The sequence below is a fragment of the Bradyrhizobium sp. 26S5 genome (assembly GCF_036923295.1).
GTDB classification, from domain to species: Bacteria; Pseudomonadota; Alphaproteobacteria; order Rhizobiales; family Xanthobacteraceae; genus Bradyrhizobium; species Bradyrhizobium septentrionale.
Window position 1 is genome coordinate 8722866 of the sequence record NZ_CP145948.1, and the last position, 20561, is coordinate 8743426.

The 20561-nt window shown below is 63.3% G+C and carries 23 protein-coding genes; 10 read left to right on the forward strand and 13 right to left on the reverse strand.

All coding sequences use genetic code 11. The features are described from left to right. Positions 1 to 142: 142 nt before the first annotated feature. From glpK to V5279_RS41310, 4 genes are all read right to left on the reverse strand, one after another. The gene (gene glpK, locus V5279_RS41295; RefSeq protein WP_338692506.1) at positions 143 to 1645 is read right to left on the reverse strand and encodes a glycerol kinase GlpK; all 1503 of its coding nucleotides are present in this window, start codon (positions 1643 to 1645) and stop codon (positions 143 to 145) included. 249 nt (positions 1646 to 1894) lie between these two features. Further along, on the reverse strand, positions 1895 to 2887 hold the full coding sequence (locus tag V5279_RS41300) for an SGNH/GDSL hydrolase family protein (protein WP_338692507.1): 993 nt from the start codon (positions 2885 to 2887) through the stop codon (positions 1895 to 1897). A 14-nt stretch (positions 2888 to 2901) separates the two neighbouring features. Continuing rightward, positions 2902 to 3666 (reverse strand): SGNH/GDSL hydrolase family protein, encoded by a 765-nt coding sequence (locus V5279_RS41305; RefSeq protein ID WP_338701677.1) that lies wholly within the window; start codon positions 3664 to 3666, stop codon positions 2902 to 2904. After that, on the reverse strand, positions 3666 to 4931 hold the full coding sequence (locus tag V5279_RS41310; protein ID WP_166299386.1) for an OpgC domain-containing protein: 1266 nt from the start codon (positions 4929 to 4931) through the stop codon (positions 3666 to 3668). The genes V5279_RS41305 and V5279_RS41310 overlap by 1 nt, the downstream gene beginning before the upstream one ends. 287 nt (positions 4932 to 5218) lie before the next feature. On the opposite strand from V5279_RS41310, the gene apaG reads away from it, so the two are divergent. The 4 genes from apaG (at position 5219) to V5279_RS41330 (ending at position 8099) form a co-directional block, all read left to right on the forward strand. Further along, positions 5219 to 5617 carry a Co2+/Mg2+ efflux protein ApaG gene (apaG, locus tag V5279_RS41315; protein ID WP_029079882.1) on the forward strand — a complete coding sequence of 133 codons (399 nt, stop codon included), beginning with the start codon at positions 5219 to 5221 and terminating at the stop codon, positions 5615 to 5617. A gap of 348 nt (positions 5618 to 5965) precedes the next feature. Then, positions 5966 to 6244 (forward strand): hypothetical protein, encoded by a 279-nt coding sequence (locus V5279_RS41320; RefSeq protein ID WP_338692508.1) that lies wholly within the window; start codon positions 5966 to 5968, stop codon positions 6242 to 6244. A 133-nt stretch (positions 6245 to 6377) separates the two neighbouring features. Beyond that, positions 6378 to 7592: a radical SAM protein gene (locus V5279_RS41325; protein WP_338692509.1), complete on the forward strand. Its 1215-nt coding sequence runs from the start codon at positions 6378 to 6380 to the stop codon at positions 7590 to 7592. A 183-nt stretch (positions 7593 to 7775) separates the two neighbouring features. Then, positions 7776 to 8099: a hypothetical protein gene (locus V5279_RS41330; RefSeq protein ID WP_166299388.1), complete on the forward strand. Its 324-nt coding sequence runs from the start codon at positions 7776 to 7778 to the stop codon at positions 8097 to 8099. Between the two features lie 315 nt (positions 8100 to 8414). Here V5279_RS41330 and V5279_RS41335 read toward each other — a convergent pair whose 3' ends face one another. After that, positions 8415 to 8675, reverse strand: coding sequence for a DUF1488 domain-containing protein (locus V5279_RS41335; protein ID WP_084518382.1), 261 nt, complete (start codon positions 8673 to 8675; stop codon positions 8415 to 8417). A gap of 335 nt (positions 8676 to 9010) precedes the next feature. Then, a complete protein-coding gene (locus V5279_RS41340; RefSeq protein WP_338692510.1) occupies positions 9011 to 9217 on the reverse strand; it encodes a hypothetical protein in 207 nt (68 codons plus the stop codon). A 312-nt stretch (positions 9218 to 9529) separates the two neighbouring features. Between V5279_RS41340 and V5279_RS41345 the strand changes: the two genes are divergently transcribed. From V5279_RS41345 to V5279_RS41365, 5 genes are all read left to right on the forward strand, one after another. Beyond that, entirely contained in the window at positions 9530 to 9913 is a 384-nt protein-coding gene (locus tag V5279_RS41345; protein ID WP_338692511.1) for a response regulator, read from the forward strand. A gap of 94 nt (positions 9914 to 10007) precedes the next feature. Continuing rightward, the gene (locus tag V5279_RS41350; protein ID WP_166307580.1) at positions 10008 to 10787 is read left to right on the forward strand and encodes a sensor histidine kinase; all 780 of its coding nucleotides are present in this window, start codon (positions 10008 to 10010) and stop codon (positions 10785 to 10787) included. A 780-nt stretch (positions 10788 to 11567) separates the two neighbouring features. Beyond that, the gene (locus V5279_RS41355) at positions 11568 to 12062 is read left to right on the forward strand and encodes a hypothetical protein (RefSeq protein ID WP_338692512.1); all 495 of its coding nucleotides are present in this window, start codon (positions 11568 to 11570) and stop codon (positions 12060 to 12062) included. A gap of 27 nt (positions 12063 to 12089) precedes the next feature. After that, positions 12090 to 12461, forward strand: a complete 372-nt coding sequence (locus tag V5279_RS41360; protein ID WP_338692513.1) for a signal transduction histidine kinase — start codon at positions 12090 to 12092, stop codon at positions 12459 to 12461. 23 nt (positions 12462 to 12484) lie between these two features. Further along, a complete protein-coding gene (locus tag V5279_RS41365) occupies positions 12485 to 12712 on the forward strand; it encodes a hypothetical protein (protein ID WP_224741321.1) in 228 nt (75 codons plus the stop codon). Between the two features lie 37 nt (positions 12713 to 12749). Here the strand turns inward: V5279_RS41365 and V5279_RS41370 are convergent, their stop codons facing one another. The 3 genes from V5279_RS41370 to V5279_RS41380 form a co-directional block, all read right to left on the reverse strand. Then, positions 12750 to 13754, reverse strand: a complete 1005-nt coding sequence (locus V5279_RS41370) for an Hsp33 family molecular chaperone (RefSeq protein ID WP_338692514.1) — start codon at positions 13752 to 13754, stop codon at positions 12750 to 12752. Between the two features lie 193 nt (positions 13755 to 13947). Beyond that, complete coding sequence (argF, locus tag V5279_RS41375) at positions 13948 to 14874, reverse strand: ornithine carbamoyltransferase (RefSeq protein WP_338701679.1); 927 nt, start codon at positions 14872 to 14874, stop codon at positions 13948 to 13950. Beyond that, positions 14874 to 16082: an aspartate aminotransferase family protein gene (locus tag V5279_RS41380; RefSeq protein WP_338692515.1), complete on the reverse strand. Its 1209-nt coding sequence runs from the start codon at positions 16080 to 16082 to the stop codon at positions 14874 to 14876. Before V5279_RS41380 ends, argF begins: the two co-directional genes overlap by 1 nt. A 496-nt stretch (positions 16083 to 16578) precedes the next feature. On the opposite strand from V5279_RS41380, the gene V5279_RS41385 reads away from it, so the two are divergent. Next, positions 16579 to 17091 (forward strand): GcrA family cell cycle regulator, encoded by a 513-nt coding sequence (locus tag V5279_RS41385; protein ID WP_029079894.1) that lies wholly within the window; start codon positions 16579 to 16581, stop codon positions 17089 to 17091. A 238-nt stretch (positions 17092 to 17329) separates the two neighbouring features. Here the strand turns inward: V5279_RS41385 and phoB are convergent, their stop codons facing one another. The 4 genes from phoB to pstA all read right to left on the reverse strand — a co-directional run bounded on the left by phoB (position 17330) and on the right by pstA (position 20558). Next, complete coding sequence (gene phoB, locus V5279_RS41390; protein ID WP_029079895.1) at positions 17330 to 18040, reverse strand: phosphate regulon transcriptional regulator PhoB; 711 nt, start codon at positions 18038 to 18040, stop codon at positions 17330 to 17332. A gap of 129 nt (positions 18041 to 18169) precedes the next feature. Next, entirely contained in the window at positions 18170 to 18886 is a 717-nt protein-coding gene (phoU, locus tag V5279_RS41395; protein WP_024578984.1) for a phosphate signaling complex protein PhoU, read from the reverse strand. Between the two features lie 11 nt (positions 18887 to 18897). Then, entirely contained in the window at positions 18898 to 19716 is an 819-nt protein-coding gene (gene pstB, locus V5279_RS41400; protein ID WP_050403108.1) for a phosphate ABC transporter ATP-binding protein PstB, read from the reverse strand. Further along, positions 19713 to 20558, reverse strand: a complete 846-nt coding sequence (gene pstA / locus V5279_RS41405) for a phosphate ABC transporter permease PstA (RefSeq protein WP_338692517.1) — start codon at positions 20556 to 20558, stop codon at positions 19713 to 19715. Before pstA ends, pstB begins: the two co-directional genes overlap by 4 nt. Between the last annotated feature and the right edge of the window lie 3 nt (positions 20559 to 20561).

The window sequence follows — 20561 nt, forward strand, 5'->3', positions numbered from 1 at the left end:
GGTGGGGGTGTCGCCGCGATGGGACCAGTCATTATGCGGAGAGAGCCCCCACCCGGATTGCATCTGCGATGCAATCCGACCTCCCCCGCAAGCGGGAGAGGTGCAGCGAGCCTGCCGCACGAGCGAGCAAACCTCACCCGCCCTATTCCCCCTCGTCGCTCGCCAGCACGCCCTTCACGGCGCGCGCCCAGCCGGCGAGCTTGCGGTCGCGCGTTGCCTCGCTCATCGCCGGCCTGAAGCGGTGCTCGAGCCGCCAATTGTCGGCGAACTTTGCGGGCTCCGGATAGACGCCGGCCTCGAGCCCGGCGAGATAGGCCGCACCGAGCGCCGTGGTCTCCTGGATCATCGGGCGGTCGACCGGGGCGTTGAGCAGGTCGGCGAGCCGCTGCATGGTCCAGTCCGACGCGGTCATGCCGCCGTCGACGCGCAGCACGGTGTTGGCGGCGTTGGCCTCCGGCCAGTCGGTGCGCATCGCAGCCCACAGATCGAAGGTCTGGTAGCAGACGCTTTCCAAGGTCGCGTGCGCGAGCTCGGCCGGGCCGGTGTTGCGGGTCAAGCCGAACAGCGCGCCGCGCACGCGCGGATTCCAGTAGGGCGCGCCCATGCCGACGAAAGCCGGCACCAGATAGACGCTCTGCATCGAGTCGGATTTGTCGGCAAGCGGCCCGGTCTCGGCGGCGTGCTTGATGATGCCGAGCCCGTCGCGCAGCCATTGCACGGCGCTGCCGGCGACGAAGATCGAACCTTCGAGCGCGTAGGTGCGCTGGCCGTTGAGCTGATAGGCGATCGTGGTGAGCAGCTTGTGCTTCGAAGCCACCGGCGTGGTGCCGGTGTTGAGCAGCGCGAAGCAGCCGGTACCGTAGGTCGACTTCATCATGCCGGGCTCGAAGCAGGCCTGGCCGATGATCGCGGCCTGCTGGTCGCCGGCGATGCCCGAGATCGCGATCGGACCGCCGAACAGATCAGCCGTGCTCTCGCCGAAACGGGCGGAGGAATCCTTCACCTCGGGCAGCATCGAGCGCGGCACGCGCAGCAGCTTGATGAGGTCGTCGTCCCACGCGCCGGTGTGGATGTTGAACAGCAGCGTGCGCGAGGCGTTGGTGGCGTCGGTGGCGTGCACCCGGCCGCCGGTGAGCCGCCACAACAGATAGCAGTCGACGGTGCCGAACAACAGCTCGCCGCGCTCGGCGCGTTCGCGCGCGCCCGGCACGTGATCGAGGATCCAGGCGACTTTCGTCCCGGAGAAATAGGGGTCGATGATCAACCCGGTCTTGGCCGAGATCGCCGGCTCATGGCCTTCGGCCTTCAATTTGGCGCAGATGTCGGCGGTGCGGCGGTCCTGCCAGACGATGGCGCGGTGCACCGCCTGTCCGGTGGCGCGGTCCCACACCACGGTGGTCTCGCGCTGGTTGGTGATGCCGATCGCGGCGATGTCCTTGGCCTTGAGGCCGGCCTGCTCCAACGCCTCGCGGCACACCATCACGGTCGAGGTCCAGATGTCCTCCGGCTCGTGCTCGACCCAGCCGGAGGCCGGAAAATGCTGCGGAAATTCCTGCTGCGCCACCGCGGCGATGGAGATGTCGCCGCGAAACACCATGGCGCGCGACGAAGTGGTGCCCTGATCGATGGCCAGCACGAAAGACATGAGCGTTTCCCTTGAGGCGTCTTCCCGAAGGAGATTGGTTCAGGCGCCAAGGGAGCGGATTACCGCGGCGAGGTCAAGATTGAGGGCGAGTTTGGTGTTAGACCCGTCATCCTGAGGTGCGAGCGGAGCGAGCCTCGAAGGATGCACGGCCACCAGCGGGGCCGTCGACCCTTCGAGGGCCGCTGAAGAAGCGGCCACCTCAGGGTGACGGTGATAGAGCGGGCGCCGGAAGAAGAACACTACGCCCGATCACATCGGCCGGTAGGTCCGCACGTCGCCGGGGACGTTGACGCCGATCTTGATCGCGCCGACCGAGCGGATGATGTCGTCGCCGAGCAGCTGGGCGAAGCAGGCGTAGCCCCAGTCGTTCATGTGCAGGCCGTCGGCGGTGACGAAATCGTTGATCGGGATCGCCTGCCGCTCGTGCCAGTCGCGCATCACCTCGAAGCGCGGGAAGATGCCGACATGGCGCAGCGCGGCGATGCGGCCGAGCAGCTTCACCATGCCGCGCGCGCTTTCGGGACGCTCGGTGACGCGCGGCGAATATTGCGGATCGACCAGCACGACGTCGGCGCCGGAGGCCTGCAGCCGCGCCACGCCGTCCTCGACCTGTCTTGCGGTCTCGGAGGGATCGAGGTTGCGCAGCACCGCGTTGGTGCCGACCTGCCAGATCACCATGTCGGGATGCACGTCGATCACTTCGGTCTGCAGCCGCGCCATCATCTCGGGCGCGTCCTCGCCGCCCTTGCCGCGGTTGAGCACGGTGATGTCGGCGGCGGGATATTGCCGGCGCAGCTGCCCGGCGAGCCGGTTCGGATAGGTGAATTGGGGCGACGACGAACCATAACCTTCCGTCGAGGACGAGCCGAACGCGATGATGACGACCGGCTTGCCGGCGGCGAGCTTGGCCGCGACATGCGGCAGCGAGCCGGTCGAATTCGGCACGTCCTTGGGCTGCTGGCACGGAACGCGGTGGAAAATGTCGCTGGCGGATCTGGCGACCTGCCTCACCTTGTCGAACGCCTTCGCGGCGACGCCGGGCTGCTGATTGGCCGCATCGGCTTCGATGGCGGCGGCCTTGTCCGCATCGGGCCGTGCGGCCTCAGACTTGGCACCGGGCGAGAGCGCGGCATGCTGGTCGGCCTGGCCGGTCTGCGCGCGCGATGGCGTGACCGGCACGAGCAGCGCCAGCACCGCAACGGCGCACCCTGCGGTAGAGCGAAAAGGGAAGGCAAAACGCATCAACTCTGCTTCCTCTAATTCTGCTGCACCGGACCCAGATGGGCCGCATCGATCACGAATTTCGCAAGGGCCCGGCCGAGACAGGCGTGAACCTTCTTGGCCAGGTCGACACCATGCGAGGTGCTGAACAGGTCAAAATATCCGGCGTCGCTCCATTGCTTCATGATCGCGAACCGGTCGAAAAGCGGAACGTCGTGCTGCTGCGCCACCACCTTCATATTGTCGAGATATGGCGGTGCAGAGATCATCGTCTCCGTACGCGGGCTGTATTGCAGATTGACCAGCACCACGTCAGTCCCGGCGCCCCGCAACGCAACAACGCCGTCGTTGATGGCGGTACGGAAATCGTCGGGATCGACTGCTCGCATAGCATCGACCGTGCCGGTCTGCCAGATAACCAAAGTAGGCTTTTTTGCTTCAACAAGCTTAACAAGGGTTCCCGCGGTCTCCTCGGCGGTGCTCTTTCCCTGTAATTCTACGGATAGATCGATCACAGACGACGGCAATGCCTCCTTGAGCGCCGCCTGCAGCGTGGCCGGATAGGCGCTCGCCTCATTGCCGGGAATGGTCGAGGAACGGCTGCCCACCACGAGCACGTTGAGCGGCTGGTTGGCCTTCACGGCATCCATGACCTTCGGCAGCGAGCTCTCGGTCGAAAGCAGATAGGCGGGCACGTCGCAGGGCGGTGCCGGCGGCTCGGCGGTGTCGCCTGCGCGTGCGGGCGCCGCCGCCAAACAGGCGGCCAATAGCGTCAGGCCCAGCAGCGTCCGCGCGGACATCATGCTCCCCCTCCCGCCATATCGGCGTTGCCGCCGGCGCCTTTTTTCGAGGCGCCTTTGTCGGCGGAGTGTTTGTACCACGAAATAATCCACGCCATGCCGCACATGATGAGGATGCCGCTGACGCTGATCAAGGCGTGCAGTGCGGCACCGCCAGATACTTCGGCAAGCACGAAGTGACCGGCAAAGGCGAGGAAGACCCCGAGACAGAATATCTCAAGCGAATGCTGGCCACACAGGATCAAAGGTCGCAGCCAGGGCGATTTCAACCCCGGCCAATCCCGGGGCAGGAAGCGCACGGTGAGGGCTGCGAGCGCCAGGAAATGCGCGAACCGCAACACGTCCAGGTCGGTCTTGTTGATCGGATACATCCATTGCTCGATCACCTTCGGCATGATGTGGCCGAGCTGCGGCACGTACCAGGTCAGCGTCACGAAGAACGCGGCGACCAGATAGACGATGCAGATCCACATCGTGATGTTCGACGACAGGATGCGCGACATCCGCCGCGCGCCGCCGAGCGCACACCAGGCGCCGAACACGAACAGCAATTGCCAGGCGAACGGATTGAACGCCCAGAAGCCGTTCGGATAGGCCGACAAATAGAGGTCGAACTGCCAGGTCACCGCGTAGAGCACGACCGACAGGCCGAGCGTGACATCGGGTTTCCATTTCATCAGCCACAGGATCAGCGGCAGGAACAGCATCAAGACGATATAGAGCGGCAACACGTCCATGTTGACCGGACGGAAGCGCAGCAGCAGCGCCTGGACGATGGTGACGTCGGGCTGCTTGAGGAAGTCCATGATCCCCATCTCTTCGGTGTAGAGCGGGTTCTCGAACGAGGTCGCCACATAGGAGATCTCGGCGAGGAAGATCGTGAACAGGAAGACATGCGCGACATAGATCTGCCAGACCCGGCGCAGGATGCGCGCGGTCGCGATCACGAAGCCGCCCTCCAGCATGGCGCGGCCATAGACGAAGGCCGCGGTGTAGCCGGAGATGAAGATGAAGATCTCGGTGGCGTCGGAGAAGCCGTAATTGCGGATCGTCAGCCAGGTCAGGAGATTGGTCGGCAGATGATCAATGAAGATCAGCCACAGCGCGAGCCCGCGGAACAGGTCGAGCCTGAGCTCGCGCTCGCCGGTCACCGGCAGCGTGATTGCAGGCGCCGCGGCCTTCGCCTTCACCTCGGCATCGGCTTTTGCCTCGGCCTTGGTCTCAGCCACCGGCGAACCGGCTATGGGATCGGCAATCGAGCTCATCAAACACCGTATCGGCTGCGGACGCCCCGCAGGCCGTGCTGAAAAGATAATACCGGTCCACGACTTCCGGAGAAAGCCTTGCCGACAAAGCACAGAGTGCGGCGGCATGCCGCCGCGCTTTAGAGCGGAACTATGTTGAAACCGGGATGAACGGCCGGCCCCGGGACCGGCTTTTCACGGCCTGCCCGGCGATTGGTTCCGGCTGACCAATTGGCTATGGTGGGCGCCTGTTTGCGCATGATCCGGACGAAAGCGGATTTTGCGCCGAGATCATCGGATTGAGCCGGATGTACCGCGCCGTTACCCGCCAGATCGAAGTCACCGTCGAGCCGAACTTCATGCCGGAGCGCTCATCGGTCGACCGGCGCGAGTATTTCTGGTCCTACAAGATCGTGATCGTCAATGCGGGGCCGGAAACGGTGCAGCTGCGCACCCGGCACTGGATCATCACCGACGCCACCGGCCGCCGCCAGGAGGTGCGTGGCGAGGGTGTGGTCGGCGAGCAGCCGGTGCTCGCGCCCGGCGAGCGCTTCGAATACACCTCGGGCGTGCCGCTGCCGACCGCCTCCGGCTTCATGACCGGCAGTTACCAGATGGTCACCGAAGCCGGCGAGCGCTTCGACATCGACGTGCCGACGTTCTCGCTGGACAGCCCGAGCCCGGACGGGAAAAGGGTGTTGAACTGAGACACTTCTCCCCGGCGACAACGTCGCTGCGAGGGTGCGCGTCCACAAGACTTCAGGGAGCCAGTCCGCACGCTCTCCGTCACTCTGGAGAGCAATCGCGACGAAGCTGTGACGGTCAAACATGGGTTCGCACTCTCGCGGCGCGATCCAACACGTTGGTTTGCTTGCATCAACGCGCGCGTGGCATAGTGCGCAAGCGTATCCGGAAATTGGCGCCCTAAGGGATTGGCCCGGGCCGACCACGTTGCCTCTGCGACAAAAACGGTATATTTTGCTGTTGCTCAGGCGGTTCAATGCGCCGGGCTTCGGTCGATCCCTGCACCGCGCTGCGAATACAGGAGCGTGACCATGCCGATTACGACGCTGAAGGTTTTGGCGAGCCTCATGCAACTCCATGGGCCGGACGCAATCATTCAAAGCGACCATCAGGGTATCGACGCATTGCTGAGCGATCTGCGCGGACAGGGTGTGCAGCAAGGAGTCGTCGCCGACGAAGCCGTGGTGACCCAAGCCGCTTTCAGGCGTGGGGGTTTTGCCAAGGGGGCGAACGCAGGCGCGTTTCGCAGAGCGGCGTACGCTCCGGGCGTAGGCGCGTTTCGCCGAGGCGGATTTGTTCGAGGGTACTAGAGCATTTTCGGTTCTGATTGAATCAGAACCGAAGCTCCAGCTTTTTGTTTTGACGCGTTTTCTTCACGCGAACCGGTATCCACTTCGCTCGAAAACGCTCTAGCTAGCTCCTTCAACCAGTCTCGGTATCGGCATGTCAGCGGACGGTGCAGATTTTGCCGCTTTCCAGGATCAGCCGATCACGCAGTTGCTGGTCAAGGTTGCAACGAGATGTAACATCGATTGCTCCTATTGTTACTGGTTCCGCGACGCGTCCGTTTACAGCAAGCCCAAGCTCATGAGCCCGGACGTGCAGCAGCAATTGCTGCAGCGCATAGAACAGCACGTTCTCAGATACGCCCTCGTCGATTTTCCCATCATTCTGCACGGGGGTGAGCCGCTGCTGTGGGGCGTAGAGAACTTCCACCGCTTTGCCGAGGCCTGCGAGGATATTTCATCACGGACCGGCTGCGAGATACCCATCGCGGTCACGACCAACGGCGTGTTGATCGATGACGATTGGCTGGCCTGCTTCGAGGCCCACAACATTTCGGTCGCGATCAGTCTGGATGGGCCGGCGCACATTCACGACACGCACCGCAAGACGTTCCAGGGTACGGGCACCCACACCGCTGTCGAACGAGCCGCTCGCATGCTGGTGTCGCGCGAGATTGGCGTGATTGCCCTGGCAGTCTGCAATCCCGCTTATGCTCCGCAGCAATATGCCGATTTTTTCGCTGCGTGCGGGATCTCCAACTACGACATCATGATCCCCGACGCGACGGTGGACGAGCAGCCGCCATCCATTGCCGCGTTCTACAAGGGCTTGTTCGACGTGTGGCTGGAGGCGAATCGCGCCACACCGACGACCAGTATCCGCATCATTTCCGACATGATCACCGCCCTGCTCGACAACAATTCACCGACCGAGGGCGTCGGCCACAAGCCCGTCGAGCTTTGCACCATCATGACCGATGGCACCGTGGAGGCGCACGATGTGCTGCGGATTGCGGGCGACGGCTTCACGAACACCAGCTTCAACATCTTCGATCATGCGATCGACGCGGTCAGGAACGAGCCTCGCTGGAAAGCCGCGCGCGATGCTTCAATCAATCTTTGCGCGAAGTGTCGGCAATGCAAGTTCATGAACGCCTGCGGGGGAGGCTATCTTCCGCACCGTTTCTCCAAGGCGAACGGCTACGATAATCCTTCGGTCTATTGCGACGATCTCTATGCGATGTTTGAGAACATGCAGTCCGTGCTGGAAAACCATCTTTATGTCAGCAAGCCAGACGGCAGTCGCGTCAATGTGCGCGACACTTTGGCAGGCGCCGTGCTCGTGAATGCGAGGCACCATATTTCAGAATAATAGAAATAGTTCCGAATTTTCTGATTTGCTCGACGGCCAGTCAACTCGCCATCATTCGATGTGCAATTGCGCATGGGGGCGGCGCAGCCGCCACGCGATCAACGGAATCGACCGGTCGGCGCCAAGAACCAATGCCTCGCGAGACTATTGGCTTCCTGACACAAGCACTTTTGGAGGATTAATATGAAGAATCTCGCGATTTATTTGGCGGCCGGCGCAAGTGCCCTTGTGATGACCGCCACTACCACGGCTTACGCCGGACCGCTTTCACCCGGTGCGTCCGTCGCGCCGGAGAGCAATATCCAAAACGTTCGCATGGTTTGTAATGAAGACGGCCGTTGCTGGCGTGAACGTGGCGAACGCCGCGTCATCATCCGCGAGCGCGGTGATTCATACGGATATGCGCCTCGCGAGCGCTACATCGAGCGCCATGACTATGAAGAGCGTGGTGGCATCGGGTTCCGCGCGCCGGGCGTGAGCGTCGGAATCGGGACCGACCGCTACTGAGGAAAACCGAAAGCGTCAGAAGGGCCGCGGAGAAATCCGCGGCTTTTCCTTTTGGCGGCGTTGCAAACGGCGAGGACCTGGTCTGTCGGCCAACTGCCCCCGCCTTCACATGTGAGGGGCACTGGCGCCTCGCATGCGCTCCAGGAGCCAGAAAGCCCCGATCGCAACGAACGAGAGAACGAAGATTCCTCCACACGCCAGGAAAGTCTGTACGAAACTCGTATCCATGACATCCTCCAGTTGATCGCTTGCAAGCTCGACCAACGCGCTCAATCTGCCAGATTGTCCCGCGTGATCGGATCGACGGCGCCGATTTCAGAAGTTCGCAGCGACCAGGTCGTAAGAACCCCTGCTTCCGCGAACATAGACCCTGGCAGCGGCGGCACATATCAGATCGCGGTTGGCATCGAACGCGTTCAGAAGGCCTGGCTCGTCGAGGTAGGCATCCGATTGAATGCGCTTCAAGGCGCCTTCGGTGACGAAGAACGATGCCTCAATAGCACTGTCATATCCCCAAAACCGCACGGCGCGCCGCGTCTGGTCGTATGAACGACTATGATTTGGAAACTCAATCATGGATGAGGCCTATCGGGTTGTTGCCATAGCGTGTCGTGACCCGTGACGCGCACATTGAAGTGACGTCCGTCGAGACCGGGGACAAGATTTGGCGGCTAAGGCTTCGCGCTTCCGCAAAGGGGATGCTGTAACAATACAGTTGCGCTACTACTCAGGTGGCTACTCCGCTAACGAATGACAAGCCCATTCGCACTAGGCCGCCACAAATAGATCGCGATTCGCCTTGTTGTCGGGCGGAAGGATCACTACGTCTTTGGTATCACCGCGCGCCCCGGGCTGTTACCGGTGACTGAGAGTGTTGCGCTCCCGCCTTGACCAAAACAGGCGGTCACATGTCAGATATCTCCAAATTCGATCTTCGCGGGTTGCTCGTACCACCGGTGCTGTTGCCGATCTTCTTTGTGCTGCTGATCGCCGCCGCGGTCGCCATTCAATGGTGACCCACCGCCGCGCGCTTTCGCCGCAGGCCGGATCGCCTCCGATGAAACAAACCGAATCAAACGCTGGCTCACGATCTCGATGATCCGAGCGGTGGTCGCCATGGACGAGGCGCGCGAAGCGCCGATGCAGGAGCTTCTCTGCGGCATCGCGGCGCACCGGCCGATTGAGGCGGCGTGTTGCGGTGTGCTCGCCCCCGACTGAGCACCAACACGCTAGTGACCCGCAGGAGCAGGTGCGCCGTTTGCCGCCGGCCCGAGATAGCGAAGTCCATTCGCGGCGAGATTATTGCATCATTTATCAGCTGGCCGAGGATCATATAGGCACCGAGATGCTTGTCCCAGGTCGACTGCCTCGTCCAGTTCAGGGCAGTTTCGATCTCTCAAATCGCTGCGAGCGGCGTTCCAGGCGTTCTAATGGTACTCGATCATTCAGGCATTCCAGCTGTTGTGCTCATTGTCGAGGACGAGATGCTGCTTCGCATGCGCGCGGTAGAAATGGTGGAAGACGCCGGCTATACGCCAATTGAGGCCATGGATGCCGATGAGGCTGTCGCCATCCTGGAATCCAGGTCCGATATCGCGCTGGTATGCACCGACATCCAGATGCCCGGCAGCATGGACGGCCTTGAACTTGCACATGCCGTGCACGGGCGTTGGCCGTCGATCAAGATCATCGTGGTATCGGGGCAATCGAACCTGCCGAGCCTTCATCTTCCCGCCTGCAGCAGGTCCTTCGCCAAGCCACTCGATGCCGGGGAAGTGATAGCTGGGATGCATGGCATGATCGGCCACGCCTGATGCGCTCGCGTTTTTCGTGCCGGATACGTCCAGATTCGCCTGATTGCGCAGAAAACATTCGCCGAAGAGCCAGCTTCTAATGATACGGTCGATGATGTCTCCAGCCGACCTCCGCACAGACCCGCGTGCTGCAAGCAGTGTAGCACCGCAGCAAGACGTTCTGGCGGAAGAGAATGTCAGCCTTCGGCTTCTCCTCGCGCAGGCCGAGATCGATGCCCAGAGTTTGCTGACCGCGGCCGGCATTGACGCCAAGGAGCGCGAAGCAGCCGACAAGCTGCAGAAGGTGATCCTCGAGGAGTTGCACCACCGCATCAAGAACACGCTCGCAACCGTCGGTGCCATTGTCTCCCAGAGCCTGCGCAACCTGGAAGGGGTTGAACACGCGCAGCACGCCATCGAGGGCCGGCTGCTGGCGCTCGGGCGGGCGCACGATCTCCTGCTGCAGGCAAGATGGAGCAGCGCGGATCTCGGCACGGTCGTCCGCGGCGCCACCGAAGCATTCAACAATCCGGATGAGCCGAAGTTCTCGATTTCAGGACCCAATATTCGCATGACGTCGGGCGCCGTCATCGCCATCGCAATGACGCTCAACGAGCTCTGCACGAACACCACGAAGTTCGGCGCCCTGTCCGCCCCACAAGGGCGGATCGACATCAGTTGGAGGCTGGATCAACCAACACAGCGCTTGCATCTGACATGGACCGAGAAAAACGGACCGGCAGTCCACCTTCCGGAAAGGCGCAGTTTCGGGACACGGCTGATCGAGACGCTCGGCAGGCAGCTGCGCGGCGACGTGCGGCTAAGCTATGAGCCGACCGGCTTCGTGTATGCATTCGACGCACCATTGGCTTCTCTGACATCGTCAACCGCATAGGGGACGTCCCGAACCCACCCGCTAAAGTCGGGATATGACGCTCGATGACGAATTAAGTCGACTACCGGGCATAAGGGGTATTTACTGCGGTCATCACCGCTCCGCCTCTGGCCGATATCGGTGACTGAGAGTGCTGCAAGCTCCCGCCAGTAATCAGGAGAGCTTTGTGCCGATTGCCCAACACAGCGAGCCTGAACCGCCGCCTCATGACCTGCTGGCGATGGAGGCCGTGAGGACAAGGGATGCTGCGAAGCCATTCCTGCCCGGCCTTCAGCGCGACGCGATGCTTCGCAAGGCGCCTGATCGAGACCGCCTCCCACATCAATGATTGGCTGACATCTCCCGGCCTGCGAACGCCGTGCTAGAGCGTTTTCGAGCGAAGGACACCGGTTCGCGTGAAGAAAACGCGTCACACTGACAAACTGGAGCTTCGCTTCTGATTCAATCAGAACCGAAGCTCTGCGACGTTGAGGACAAGCCGCCCCATGACGAGGCGGACTGAGGCCGCCATTGATCGGATGCCGAAGGGCATGGCCTCCGGTCGTCTCTCACCAGGCAACGGCGTCGACATCGGCTCCAACCTGTTCTTCAGGAACAGGCGACCGAGGTGAACGTTATTGTTGTGCAGATATTCACGCGCGCCATCCGACTTGCTTATGCCCGGTGGTTTGTGGCGTTGGTGCTCGTTATTCGACCCATTGCTTCCCATATAAAAGATCATCCTCGTCGGCCATCGAGATGGGTCGGAATGCGCGGAGACCTCCAACGAAAGGGCCCGCCATGTTCAAATCTCAGCAGTATCGTGCCAAGGCAGCCGCATATGGCGAACTGATCAAACGTTCGAGCGGTCAGGGCGAAAGCCGCGAGCTTCAGGAGCAGCAAGACCGCCTCGCTTCGCTCGCGGACAACGAGCAGCAACTGGCGGACGATTTTGACGACGCAGTGAACGTTGCGGAGCAGGACCGCTCCCGCGGCGCGGCCCTCGCCGCCGAAGAGGAGTACGTTCTGCGGTGTCTCGGCGCGGCCGTCATCATGCAATGGAACGTCCTGCCGAAGACGCTGCAGCGGGAAATCTTCGACACCGCCGGATCGGTCGGAAAGCTGTTGGAGACGGCGGAGCTCCGCGGGCAGATCGCGCGCTTCCTGCACAAGCACAAGGATGATGCCGGTCGCGACAAGACTCTGGAGGCGCGTCAGGACGCGAGATCGCGCGCTGCGGCTTTGTCGCGGTGGGACAATGAAGGAGGTGCAGTCCCCGACGGACTGCCGATGTAAGCAAACTGCAACAATAGGAGATTCGTTATGTCACTTACCCGATTTGACGTCGATGACGGACCGCACAGCATGGACGGGCTGCGACTTCTCGCCCGGGATGGAAATGAACGGATCGAGGCGTTCATCGGCCGCAAGGTGATGGACGTCTGGGCCGAGTCTGTCGAGCACCGCGGCGGACACCAAAGCCTGTTCCGCGATCAATACAATGCGCTTGGCAGACTGAACCTGGCGGCGATCGAGCGGATCGTCAGTGCGAAATACCAACGCGGTGCTGCGTTCAACCGCCAGCATCCCTATGTCGAGGTGCTGTTCTCGGACATCACCGACAGCGGGGAGACGCTGAATCTGAGCGAACTCGTGCGCGAAGTCTTGCCGCCGGCGTTTCACCGGCTGAGTTGAAGGTCGATCCAGGAGGAATTCCCATGATGAAGAAATCCCTGCTCTCCACTGACGAACCAGAGAAGAAACCACTGCGCGCCGACCGGCCTCCTACCGAAGGTTTCGTGATCATTGTCGACAAACATTTCAAGTCGGAGTTCGACAACGTCGAGGCTGCTGAAACGGCTGGCCGCAAACTGAAGGCGGCTTATCCGATGCTTCAGATCGAAATCTATGACGCCGTCAGCAAGACCCGCACCTTGCTGAGCTGACAGGCCTCGTTACCGGGCTTTGTGGTCGGTCTCCCGCCTACTCGGCGCCGGCTTCCTGCGGCGTGAACTCGTAGACCGACGAGCAGAACTCGCAGGTGACGACGACCTTGCCGTCCTTGACCATCTCGGCGCGATCGTTCGGCGCAAAGCTCTTCAGCATCGACGACACCGCATCGCGCGAGCAGGAGCATCGCGCACGCAGCGTCTGCGGGTTGAAGACGCGAACGCCGCGTTCGTGGAACAGGCGGTAGAGCAGCCGTTCGCCGGACAGATCGGGATCGATCAGTTCGACGTCCTCGACGGTGGAGATCAGCGACTGTCCCTCGACCCAGGCGTCATCGTCCGGCACGTGATGCGTGGCCGTGCCCTCCGGCGCATCGCCGGGGTGCAGATCGGCCTGCTTGGCGCGCTCGGGCGCCTTGGGCAGAAATTGCAGCAGGATGCCGCCGGCGCGCCAGTGCAGCTTGCCGCCCTCGCCGCCGCGCATCTCCTCGCCGACCGCAAGCCGCACCCGGGTCGGAATCTGCTCCGAGCGCAGGAAATATTCATGGGCCGCCTCTTCGAGGCCGCCGCCGTCGAGCGCGACCAGTCCCTGGTAGCGGCTGGTGGTGTTCGCGCCCTGGTCGATGGTCATCGCCAGATGGCCCTTGCCGAGCAGCTCGCCCGAGCTCTGGCCGGTCTTGAGGCGCGCCTCGTCGTAACGCGCATAGGCACGTAGCCGGTCGGGCGCCTGGAAGTCGACGATCAGCAGCGAGACCGGACCGTCGGTCCGGGTCTGCAGGATGAAGCGGCCCTCGAACTTGACCGACGAGCCAAGCAGCGTGGTCAGCACGATGGCCTCGCCGAGCAGCTTGCCGACCGCGGGCGGATAATCGTGCTTGTGCAGGATCTCGTCGAGCGCGGGGCCGAGCCGGGTCAGCCGGCCGCGCAGATCCAGCGCGCCGACCTCGAAGGCCAGCACGGCATCGTCGACAGGAACCGCTGACGGCGCGCGAACCGGCGCCTCGGGCGTGATTTTGATGTCGGGGGATTGTGAAACCATGGCGCTCTATCTGGGGTCTCGAACCATGAAATAAAGGGGTTTACTAGGCACTCGTGTCCCGGACGCGGTGCAGCGTGCAACGCTGCTCCGCGGGGCCGGGACCCACACTGGGTCTCGGCATGGATCCCGGATCAGCAGCGCACCACGCCGCAAGAGCGGCGCGCTGCGCAGCATCCGGGAAACGCAGATATGCTCACGCGACCGCGTCGAAACACCAGGCCAGAATGCCCTTCTGCGCATGCAGGCGGTTTTCCGCCTCGTCGAACACCACGGATTGCGGCCCGTCGATCACCTCGTCGGTGACCTCCTCGCCGCGATGGGCGGGCAGGCAGTGCATGAACAGCGCGTCCGGCTTGGCGAGCGACATCAGCTTGGCATTGACCTGATAGGGCTTCAGCACGTTGTGGCGGTGCTCGCCCTCCTTGTCGCCCATCGACACCCAGGTGTCGGTGACGACGCAGTCGGCGCCGCGCACGGCGGCTTCCGGATCGGTGCCGAGCATGATCGGCGCGCCGGTCGCCTTGATCCAGTCGCGCATCGGCTTCTTCGGCGAGAGCTCCGGGGGGGTCGCGACATTGAGCTGGAACTTGAAGCGCTCGGCGGCATGTGCCCAGGAGGCCAGCACGTTGTTGTCGTCGCCGGTCCAGGCCACGGTCTTGCCCTCGATCGAGCCGCGGTTTTCCTCATAGGTCATGAGGTCGGCCATCACCTGGCAGGGATGCGAACGGCGGGTCAGGCCGTTGATGACGGGAACGGTGGCGTGGGCCGCGAGCTCGAGCAGCGCGTCATGGTTGAGGATGCGGATCATGATCGCATCGACATAGCGCGACAGCACGCGCGCGGTGTCGGCGATGGTCTCGCCGCGGCCGAGCTGCATCTCGGTGCCGGTCAGCATGATGGATTCACCGCCGAGCTGGCGCATGCCGACGTCGAACGACACCCGGGTGCGGGTCGACGGACGCTCGAAGATCATCGCCAGCGTCTTGCCCTCGAGCGGCTTCCTGCCCTTCTCATGGGCCTTCAGCTTCGCCTTCATGGCGGCGCCGGCGGACAGCATGTTGCGCAGTTCGCCGAGCGGCAGCTCGTTGATATCGAGGAAGTGACGGACCGGCTTGCTCATCATCCCGCCGCCTTCTTCGGCTGGGCCGCCGCTAGCGCAGAGCAGGCGCGCTCGAGCGAGCCGATCGACTGGTCGATCTCGGCCTCGGTGACGATCAGGGGCGCCAGGAAGCGCACCACATTGTCGCCGGCACCGACGGTGAGCAGCTTCTCGTTGCGCAGCGCAGCGACGAGGTCGCCCGAGGGCACCACGGCCTTGACGCCGATCAAAAGGCCCTCGCCGCGCACTTCCGCCAGCACGGACGGATAGCGGTCGACGACGGAAGCGAGCTTCTGCTTGAGCAGCAGCGACATCTTCTGCACGTGATCGAAGAAGCCGGGTTTCAGCATCACGTCGAGCACGGCATTGGCCGCGGCGACCGCCAGCGGATTGCCGCCGAAAGTCGAGCCGTGCGAACCCGGCGCCATGCCCTCAGCGGCCTTGGCGCTCGCCAGCACTGCGCCGATCGGGAAGCCGCCGCCGAGCGCCTTCGCCAGCGACATCACGTCAGGGGTCACGCCGGTGCGCTTGTAGGCGAAAAGATCGCCGGTGCGGCCCATACCGGTCTGCACCTCGTCGAATGCGAGCAGCAGGCCATGCTCGTCGCACAGCGCGCGCAGCGCCTTGAAGAACGCCTGCGGCGCCGAGCGCACGCCGCCCTCGCCCTGCACCGGCTCGATCAGGATGCCGGCGGTATGCGGGCCGATCGCCTTCTTCACCGCCTCGATGTCGCCGTGCGGCACCTGGTCGAAGCCGTCCATCGGCGGGCCAAAACCCTCGAGATATTTTGGCGAGCCGGTCGCGGCCAGCGTACCCAGCGTGCGGCCATGGAAGGCACCTTCGAAGGTGATGATGCGGTAGCGCTCGGGATGGCCCTTGGAGAAGTGATAGTGGCGGACCAGCTTGATCACGCCTTCCATCGCCTCTGCGCCGGAATTGCAGAAGAACACGAAGTCGGCAAAGCTCTGCTCGCACAGCCGGGCGGCCAGCGCCTCGCCGTCCGGGCTCTTGAACAGGTTCGACATGTGCCAGAGCTTGGTCGCCTGTTCCTGCAGCGCCTTGACCAGATGCGGATGCGCATGCCCGAGCGCGTTCACCGCAACGCCCGAGGTGAAATCGAGATAGCGGTCGCCGTTGGTTGCGATCAGCCAGGCGCCCTCGCCGCGCTCGAAGCCGAGATCGACCCGGGCGAAGACGGGGAGCAGATGCGACGAGGCGCTGTTGGTCATGGCGTTCACTGCCGGTTTGAAGCCGACAATTGCCGGGCGGCTTGACGCCAGTGCAGCAACGGCCAGCTTCGGAAAACAAAACGGCCGCCTTTGCGGGCGGCACGTACAGGCATTCTATGCTGCGGCCAGTAGGTGTCAATCGCCAGCAGCCGGCCTTTGCCGACCTTCCTGCGATGCGGAACGAGCGCAATCCGGAGCATTCCGGTGCGGTGGAAAAGCCTCATTGCAGTGCTTAACTTTGTGGGAACATGTGGACGCACGGCCGCGGACTCTTGCGCCAGAGTCACGCCATATTGTAGCGTTTGGCCTGTCGGGTACGACATCTCGTGCGGCAGTACTGGACCCTCTAAGTAGCCTTCGTGTCACACGTAAACGTTCGGGCTCAAAACCGCGCCCGGCGAGGGCTAAGGGATTCTGGCCGCTGGGATTTTGACCCGGATTTGGCTCGCAGCGTCGCTCCAATGACTGGCCGGCGCCATGCGAAAGGAAGAATGCGATGACTGTATTGACCTGGTCCGACGATCGCGTCGAGCAGCTGAAGAAGCTCTGGGAGTCTGGCCTCTCGGCCAGCCAGATCGCCGCGGAACTTGGCAATGTGACGCGAAACGCCGTGATCGGCAAAGTGCATCGGCTCGGCCTCTCCGGCCGCGCCAAGGCCCCCTCCACGGCGGCGCCGCGGCAGCGCAAGGCCCGCCCCGCCCAGCACATGATGCGGGTGGCGCGTCCGGTCTCGCGCGGCAACACCGCGCTGGCGCATGCCTTCGAGGTCGAGATGGAGCCCGATCCGATCTCCTACGACAACGTGGTGCCGATGAGCCAGCGGCTGTCGCTGCTCGAGCTGAACGAAGCCACCTGCCACTGGCCGGTCGGCGATCCCTCGAGCCCGGAATTCTTCTTCTGCGGCGGCAAGGCGCTCGGCGGCCTGCCCTATTGCGCACACCACTCGCGCGTCGCCTACCAGCCCGCCGGCGATCGCCGCCGGCCGTCGGCGAAACCGCAGATCAAGTGAGCACTCGGGAAACTGGCGTAGGACTGAAAAAGAAATCCCCGTGAAAGCGGGGATTTTTTTGTGGCTCGTCGCCCGGATGCATCACCGGCGTCGTCCCGGCGCAGGCCGGGACCCATAACCACGAATGGGTGTTGTTAGAAAGCTGTCTGGCCACTTGCCCATTGCGCCGGCCGCGGCGTATGGGTCCCGGCTTTCGCCGGGACGACGCCGTGTTGCGGCTTGTGAATGCCGCGCGGCCTTACGGCTGCGGCTCGGCCTTCGCGAAGCGGTCGTCGAGCGCGTAGCCGGCGCCGCGCACGGTGCGGATCGGATCCTGCTCGCGGCCCGGATTGAGCAACTTGCGCAGGCGGCCGATATGCACGTCGACGGTGCGCTCGTCGATATAGATGTCGCGGCCCCAGACGCTGTCGAGCAGCTGCTCGCGGCTGAACACCCGGCCGGGATGCTCGAGGAAGAATTCGAGCAGACGATATTCGGTCGGCCCGAGATCGATCGGGCGGCCGGAGCGCGCCACGCGGCGCTTCTCGCGGTCGAGTTCGATATCGCCATAGGTCAGCACGGTGGCAAGCCGCTCCGGGCTCGCACGGCGCAGCAGGCCCTTCACCCGCGCGAGCAGCTCGGGCACCGAGAACGGCTTGACGATGTAATCGTCGGCGCCGGTGGCAAGCCCGCGCACGCGCTCACTCTCCTCGCCGCGCGCGGTCAGCATGATGATCGGAAGCTGCTTGGTCTCGGGCCGCGCCCGCAGACGGCGGCACAGCTCGATGCCGGACAGGCCCGGCAGCATCCAATCGAGTACCACGAGGTCGGGGATGCGCTCCTTCAACCTGGTGTCGGCGTCGTCGCCGCGTCCCACCGTTTCGACGTCGTAGCCTTCCGCATCGAGGTTGTAGCGCAACAGCGTCGTCAGCGCTTCCTCGTCTTCGACTACCAGAATGCGTGCGCTCATCGGTCTAAGTTCTTTCTCTGTGGTGATCCGTTGCCCAAACGCAAACCGAAACACTCAACCCCTGAGCATATTCCCCGTGGAAACGGTTTGTCGCGACGACAATCCGGTTCCGCCGATGCGGATCATGCCCTAGTTGCCCGGCACCGTGGTGGCGAAATTGGTCATATCGCCCTTCGGACGCTTGTCGGTGATCTGCTGGCCCTCGATCATGTAGAACACGGTCTCGGCGATATTGGTGGCGTGGTCGCCGATCCGCTCGATGTTCTTGGCGCAGAACATCAGATGGATACAGAACGAGATGTTGCGCGGATCCTCCATCATGTAGGTAAGCAGCTCGCGGAACAGCGAGGTGCAGATCGCATCGACCTCCTCGTCGCCCTTCCAGACGTTCATCGCCGCCGGCAGATCGTGCGCGGCATAGGCGTCGAGCACCGACTTGACCTGAGACAGTACGAGATCGGTCATGTGCTCGAGGCCGCGGATCAACTTCAGCGGCTGGAAATCGCTCTCCAGCGCCGCGACGCGCTTGCCCATGTTCTTGGCGAGGTCGCCGATCCGCTCGAGGTCAGTCGCGACGCGCATCGCGCTGACGATCTCGCGCAGGTCGATCGCCATCGGCTGGCGGCGAGCGATCGTCAGCACCGCGCGCTCCTCGATGACGCGCTGCAGATTGTCGATCTCGATGTCGGCGGCGACCACGCGCTTGCCCAGCGCGACGTCGCGGCGGATCAGCGCGTCGACCGACTCGGTGATCATGCGCTCGACGAGGCCGCCCATCTCGGCGACCAGGCGGGTCAACTCCTGCAGGTCGCTGTCGAATGCCTTGGCGGTATGTTCAGAAGCCATCGCTTGTCTCCTCAGCCGAACCGGCCGGTGATGTAGTCCTGCGTGCGTCGATCGCTCGGCGAGGTGAAAATCTTGTTGGTGTCGTCGAACTCGATCAGCTCGCCGAGATACATGAAGGCGGTTTTGTCGGAGACGCGCGCCGCCTGCTGCATGTTGTGGGTGACGATCGCGATCGTGTAGTCCTCGGAGAGCTCCTGGATCAGCTCCTCGACCTTGGCGGTCGAGATCGGGTCGAGCGCCGAGCACGGCTCGTCGAACAGGATCACCTCGGGACGCACCGCCACGGTGCGTGCGATGCACAGCCGCTGCTGCTGGCCGCCGGAGAGCGACAGGCCGGAGGCGTTCAGCTTGTCCTTGACCTCGTTCCACAGCGCGCCGCCGCGCAGCGCCTTCTCGACCCGGTCGTCCATCTCGGACTTCGAGATCTTCTCGTAGAGGCGGATGCCGAAGGCGATGTTCTCGTAGATCGTCATCGGGAACGGCGTCGGCTTCTGGAACACCATGCCGACCCGCGCACGCAGCAGATTGAGGTCGAGCTTGGGATCGAGAATGTTGGTCTGGTCCAGCATCAGCTGGCCGACCGCGCGCTGGCCTGGATAGAGGTCATACATCCGGTTGAAGATGCGCAGCAAGGTCGACTTGCCGCAGCCGGACGGGCCGATGAACGCCGTGACGCGGTTGGTGCCGAGCGTCAGGTTGATGTTCTTCAGCGCGTGGTGCTCGCCGTAATAGAAGTTGAGGTTGCGCACCGTGACTTTCGGCGGCGCTTCCGGCAGCGGCACCTGGGGAACGTGGCTCGCGGCAGTCGTGGAGACGGAAAGCTCGGTCATTTTGCGGCCCTTTCGGCACCAAGGATGCGCGCGCCGATGTTCAGCGCGAGCACAGTGAATGTGATGAGCAGCGCACCGCTCCACGCCAGCTCTTTCCAGTAGGCGTAGGGGCTCTGCACGAAGTTGTTGATGGTCACCGGCAGGTTGGCCATGGTCTTGGTCAAATCCCAGCTGAAGAACTGGTTCGACAGCGCGGTGAACAGCAGCGGCGCGGTTTCGCCGGCGACGCGGGCGGTCGCCAGCAGCACGCCGGTGATCAAGCCGGATCGCGCTGCACGATAAGCGATCCGCTTGATCACCAGCGAGCGCGGCAGGCCGAGCGCGGAGGCCGCCTCGCGCAGCGGATTGGGCACCAGCAGCAGCATGTCCTCGGTGGTGCGCAGCACGACCGGGATCACGATCACAGCGAGCGCGAGCGCGCCTGCGATCGCCGAGAAGCCGCGCATCGGCACCACGACCGCACCATAGATGAACAGGCCGATGATGATCGAGGGCGCGCTGAGCAGGATGTCGTTGATGAAGCGGATCACCGAGGTGAGCTTGTCGTTCTTGCCGTATTCGGCGAGGTAGGTGCCGGCGAACAGGCCGAGCGGCGCACCGATGCCGACGCCGATCACGGTCATGATGACCGAGCCGACGATGGCGTTGAGCAGACCGCCGTCGGTCGAGCCCGGCGGCGGCGTGTTCTGGGTGAACAGCTGCACGCTGAGGCCGGCGAGGCCGTTGTAGAGCAGCGTGAACAGGATCAGCGCCAGCCAGGTGACGCCGAACAGCGCCGCGCCGACGCAGAGTGCGCGGATGACGATGTCGCTGCGGCGGCGGGATTTGTAGATCGGGTTCATGGC

Coding starts and splice junctions, on each gene's coding strand:
- glpK (WP_338692506.1), bottom strand. CDS start 1,645: ATGTCTTTCGTGCTGGCCATCGATCAGGGCACCACTTCGTCGCGCGCC.
- V5279_RS41300 (WP_338692507.1), bottom strand. CDS start 2,887: ATGCGTTTTGCCTTCCCTTTTCGCTCTACCGCAGGGTGCGCCGTTGCG.
- V5279_RS41305 (WP_338701677.1), bottom strand. CDS start 3,666: ATGTCCGCGCGGACGCTGCTGGGCCTGACGCTATTGGCCGCCTGTTTG.
- V5279_RS41310 (WP_166299386.1), bottom strand. CDS start 4,931: ATGAGCTCGATTGCCGATCCCATAGCCGGTTCGCCGGTGGCTGAGACC.
- apaG (WP_029079882.1), top strand. CDS start 5,219: ATGTACCGCGCCGTTACCCGCCAGATCGAAGTCACCGTCGAGCCGAAC.
- V5279_RS41320 (WP_338692508.1), top strand. CDS start 5,966: ATGCCGATTACGACGCTGAAGGTTTTGGCGAGCCTCATGCAACTCCAT.
- V5279_RS41325 (WP_338692509.1), top strand. CDS start 6,378: ATGTCAGCGGACGGTGCAGATTTTGCCGCTTTCCAGGATCAGCCGATC.
- V5279_RS41330 (WP_166299388.1), top strand. CDS start 7,776: ATGAAGAATCTCGCGATTTATTTGGCGGCCGGCGCAAGTGCCCTTGTG.
- V5279_RS41335 (WP_084518382.1), bottom strand. CDS start 8,675: ATGATTGAGTTTCCAAATCATAGTCGTTCATACGACCAGACGCGGCGC.
- V5279_RS41340 (WP_338692510.1), bottom strand. CDS start 9,217: ATGGCGACCACCGCTCGGATCATCGAGATCGTGAGCCAGCGTTTGATT.
- V5279_RS41345 (WP_338692511.1), top strand. CDS start 9,530: ATGGTACTCGATCATTCAGGCATTCCAGCTGTTGTGCTCATTGTCGAG.
- V5279_RS41350 (WP_166307580.1), top strand. CDS start 10,008: ATGTCTCCAGCCGACCTCCGCACAGACCCGCGTGCTGCAAGCAGTGTA.
- V5279_RS41355 (WP_338692512.1), top strand. CDS start 11,568: ATGTTCAAATCTCAGCAGTATCGTGCCAAGGCAGCCGCATATGGCGAA.
- V5279_RS41360 (WP_338692513.1), top strand. CDS start 12,090: ATGTCACTTACCCGATTTGACGTCGATGACGGACCGCACAGCATGGAC.
- V5279_RS41365 (WP_224741321.1), top strand. CDS start 12,485: ATGATGAAGAAATCCCTGCTCTCCACTGACGAACCAGAGAAGAAACCA.
- V5279_RS41370 (WP_338692514.1), bottom strand. CDS start 13,754: ATGGTTTCACAATCCCCCGACATCAAAATCACGCCCGAGGCGCCGGTT.
- argF (WP_338701679.1), bottom strand. CDS start 14,874: ATGAGCAAGCCGGTCCGTCACTTCCTCGATATCAACGAGCTGCCGCTC.
- V5279_RS41380 (WP_338692515.1), bottom strand. CDS start 16,082: ATGACCAACAGCGCCTCGTCGCATCTGCTCCCCGTCTTCGCCCGGGTC.
- V5279_RS41385 (WP_029079894.1), top strand. CDS start 16,579: ATGACTGTATTGACCTGGTCCGACGATCGCGTCGAGCAGCTGAAGAAG.
- phoB (WP_029079895.1), bottom strand. CDS start 18,040: ATGAGCGCACGCATTCTGGTAGTCGAAGACGAGGAAGCGCTGACGACG.
- phoU (WP_024578984.1), bottom strand. CDS start 18,886: ATGGCTTCTGAACATACCGCCAAGGCATTCGACAGCGACCTGCAGGAG.
- pstB (WP_050403108.1), bottom strand. CDS start 19,716: ATGACCGAGCTTTCCGTCTCCACGACTGCCGCGAGCCACGTTCCCCAG.
- pstA (WP_338692517.1), bottom strand. CDS start 20,558: ATGAACCCGATCTACAAATCCCGCCGCCGCAGCGACATCGTCATCCGC.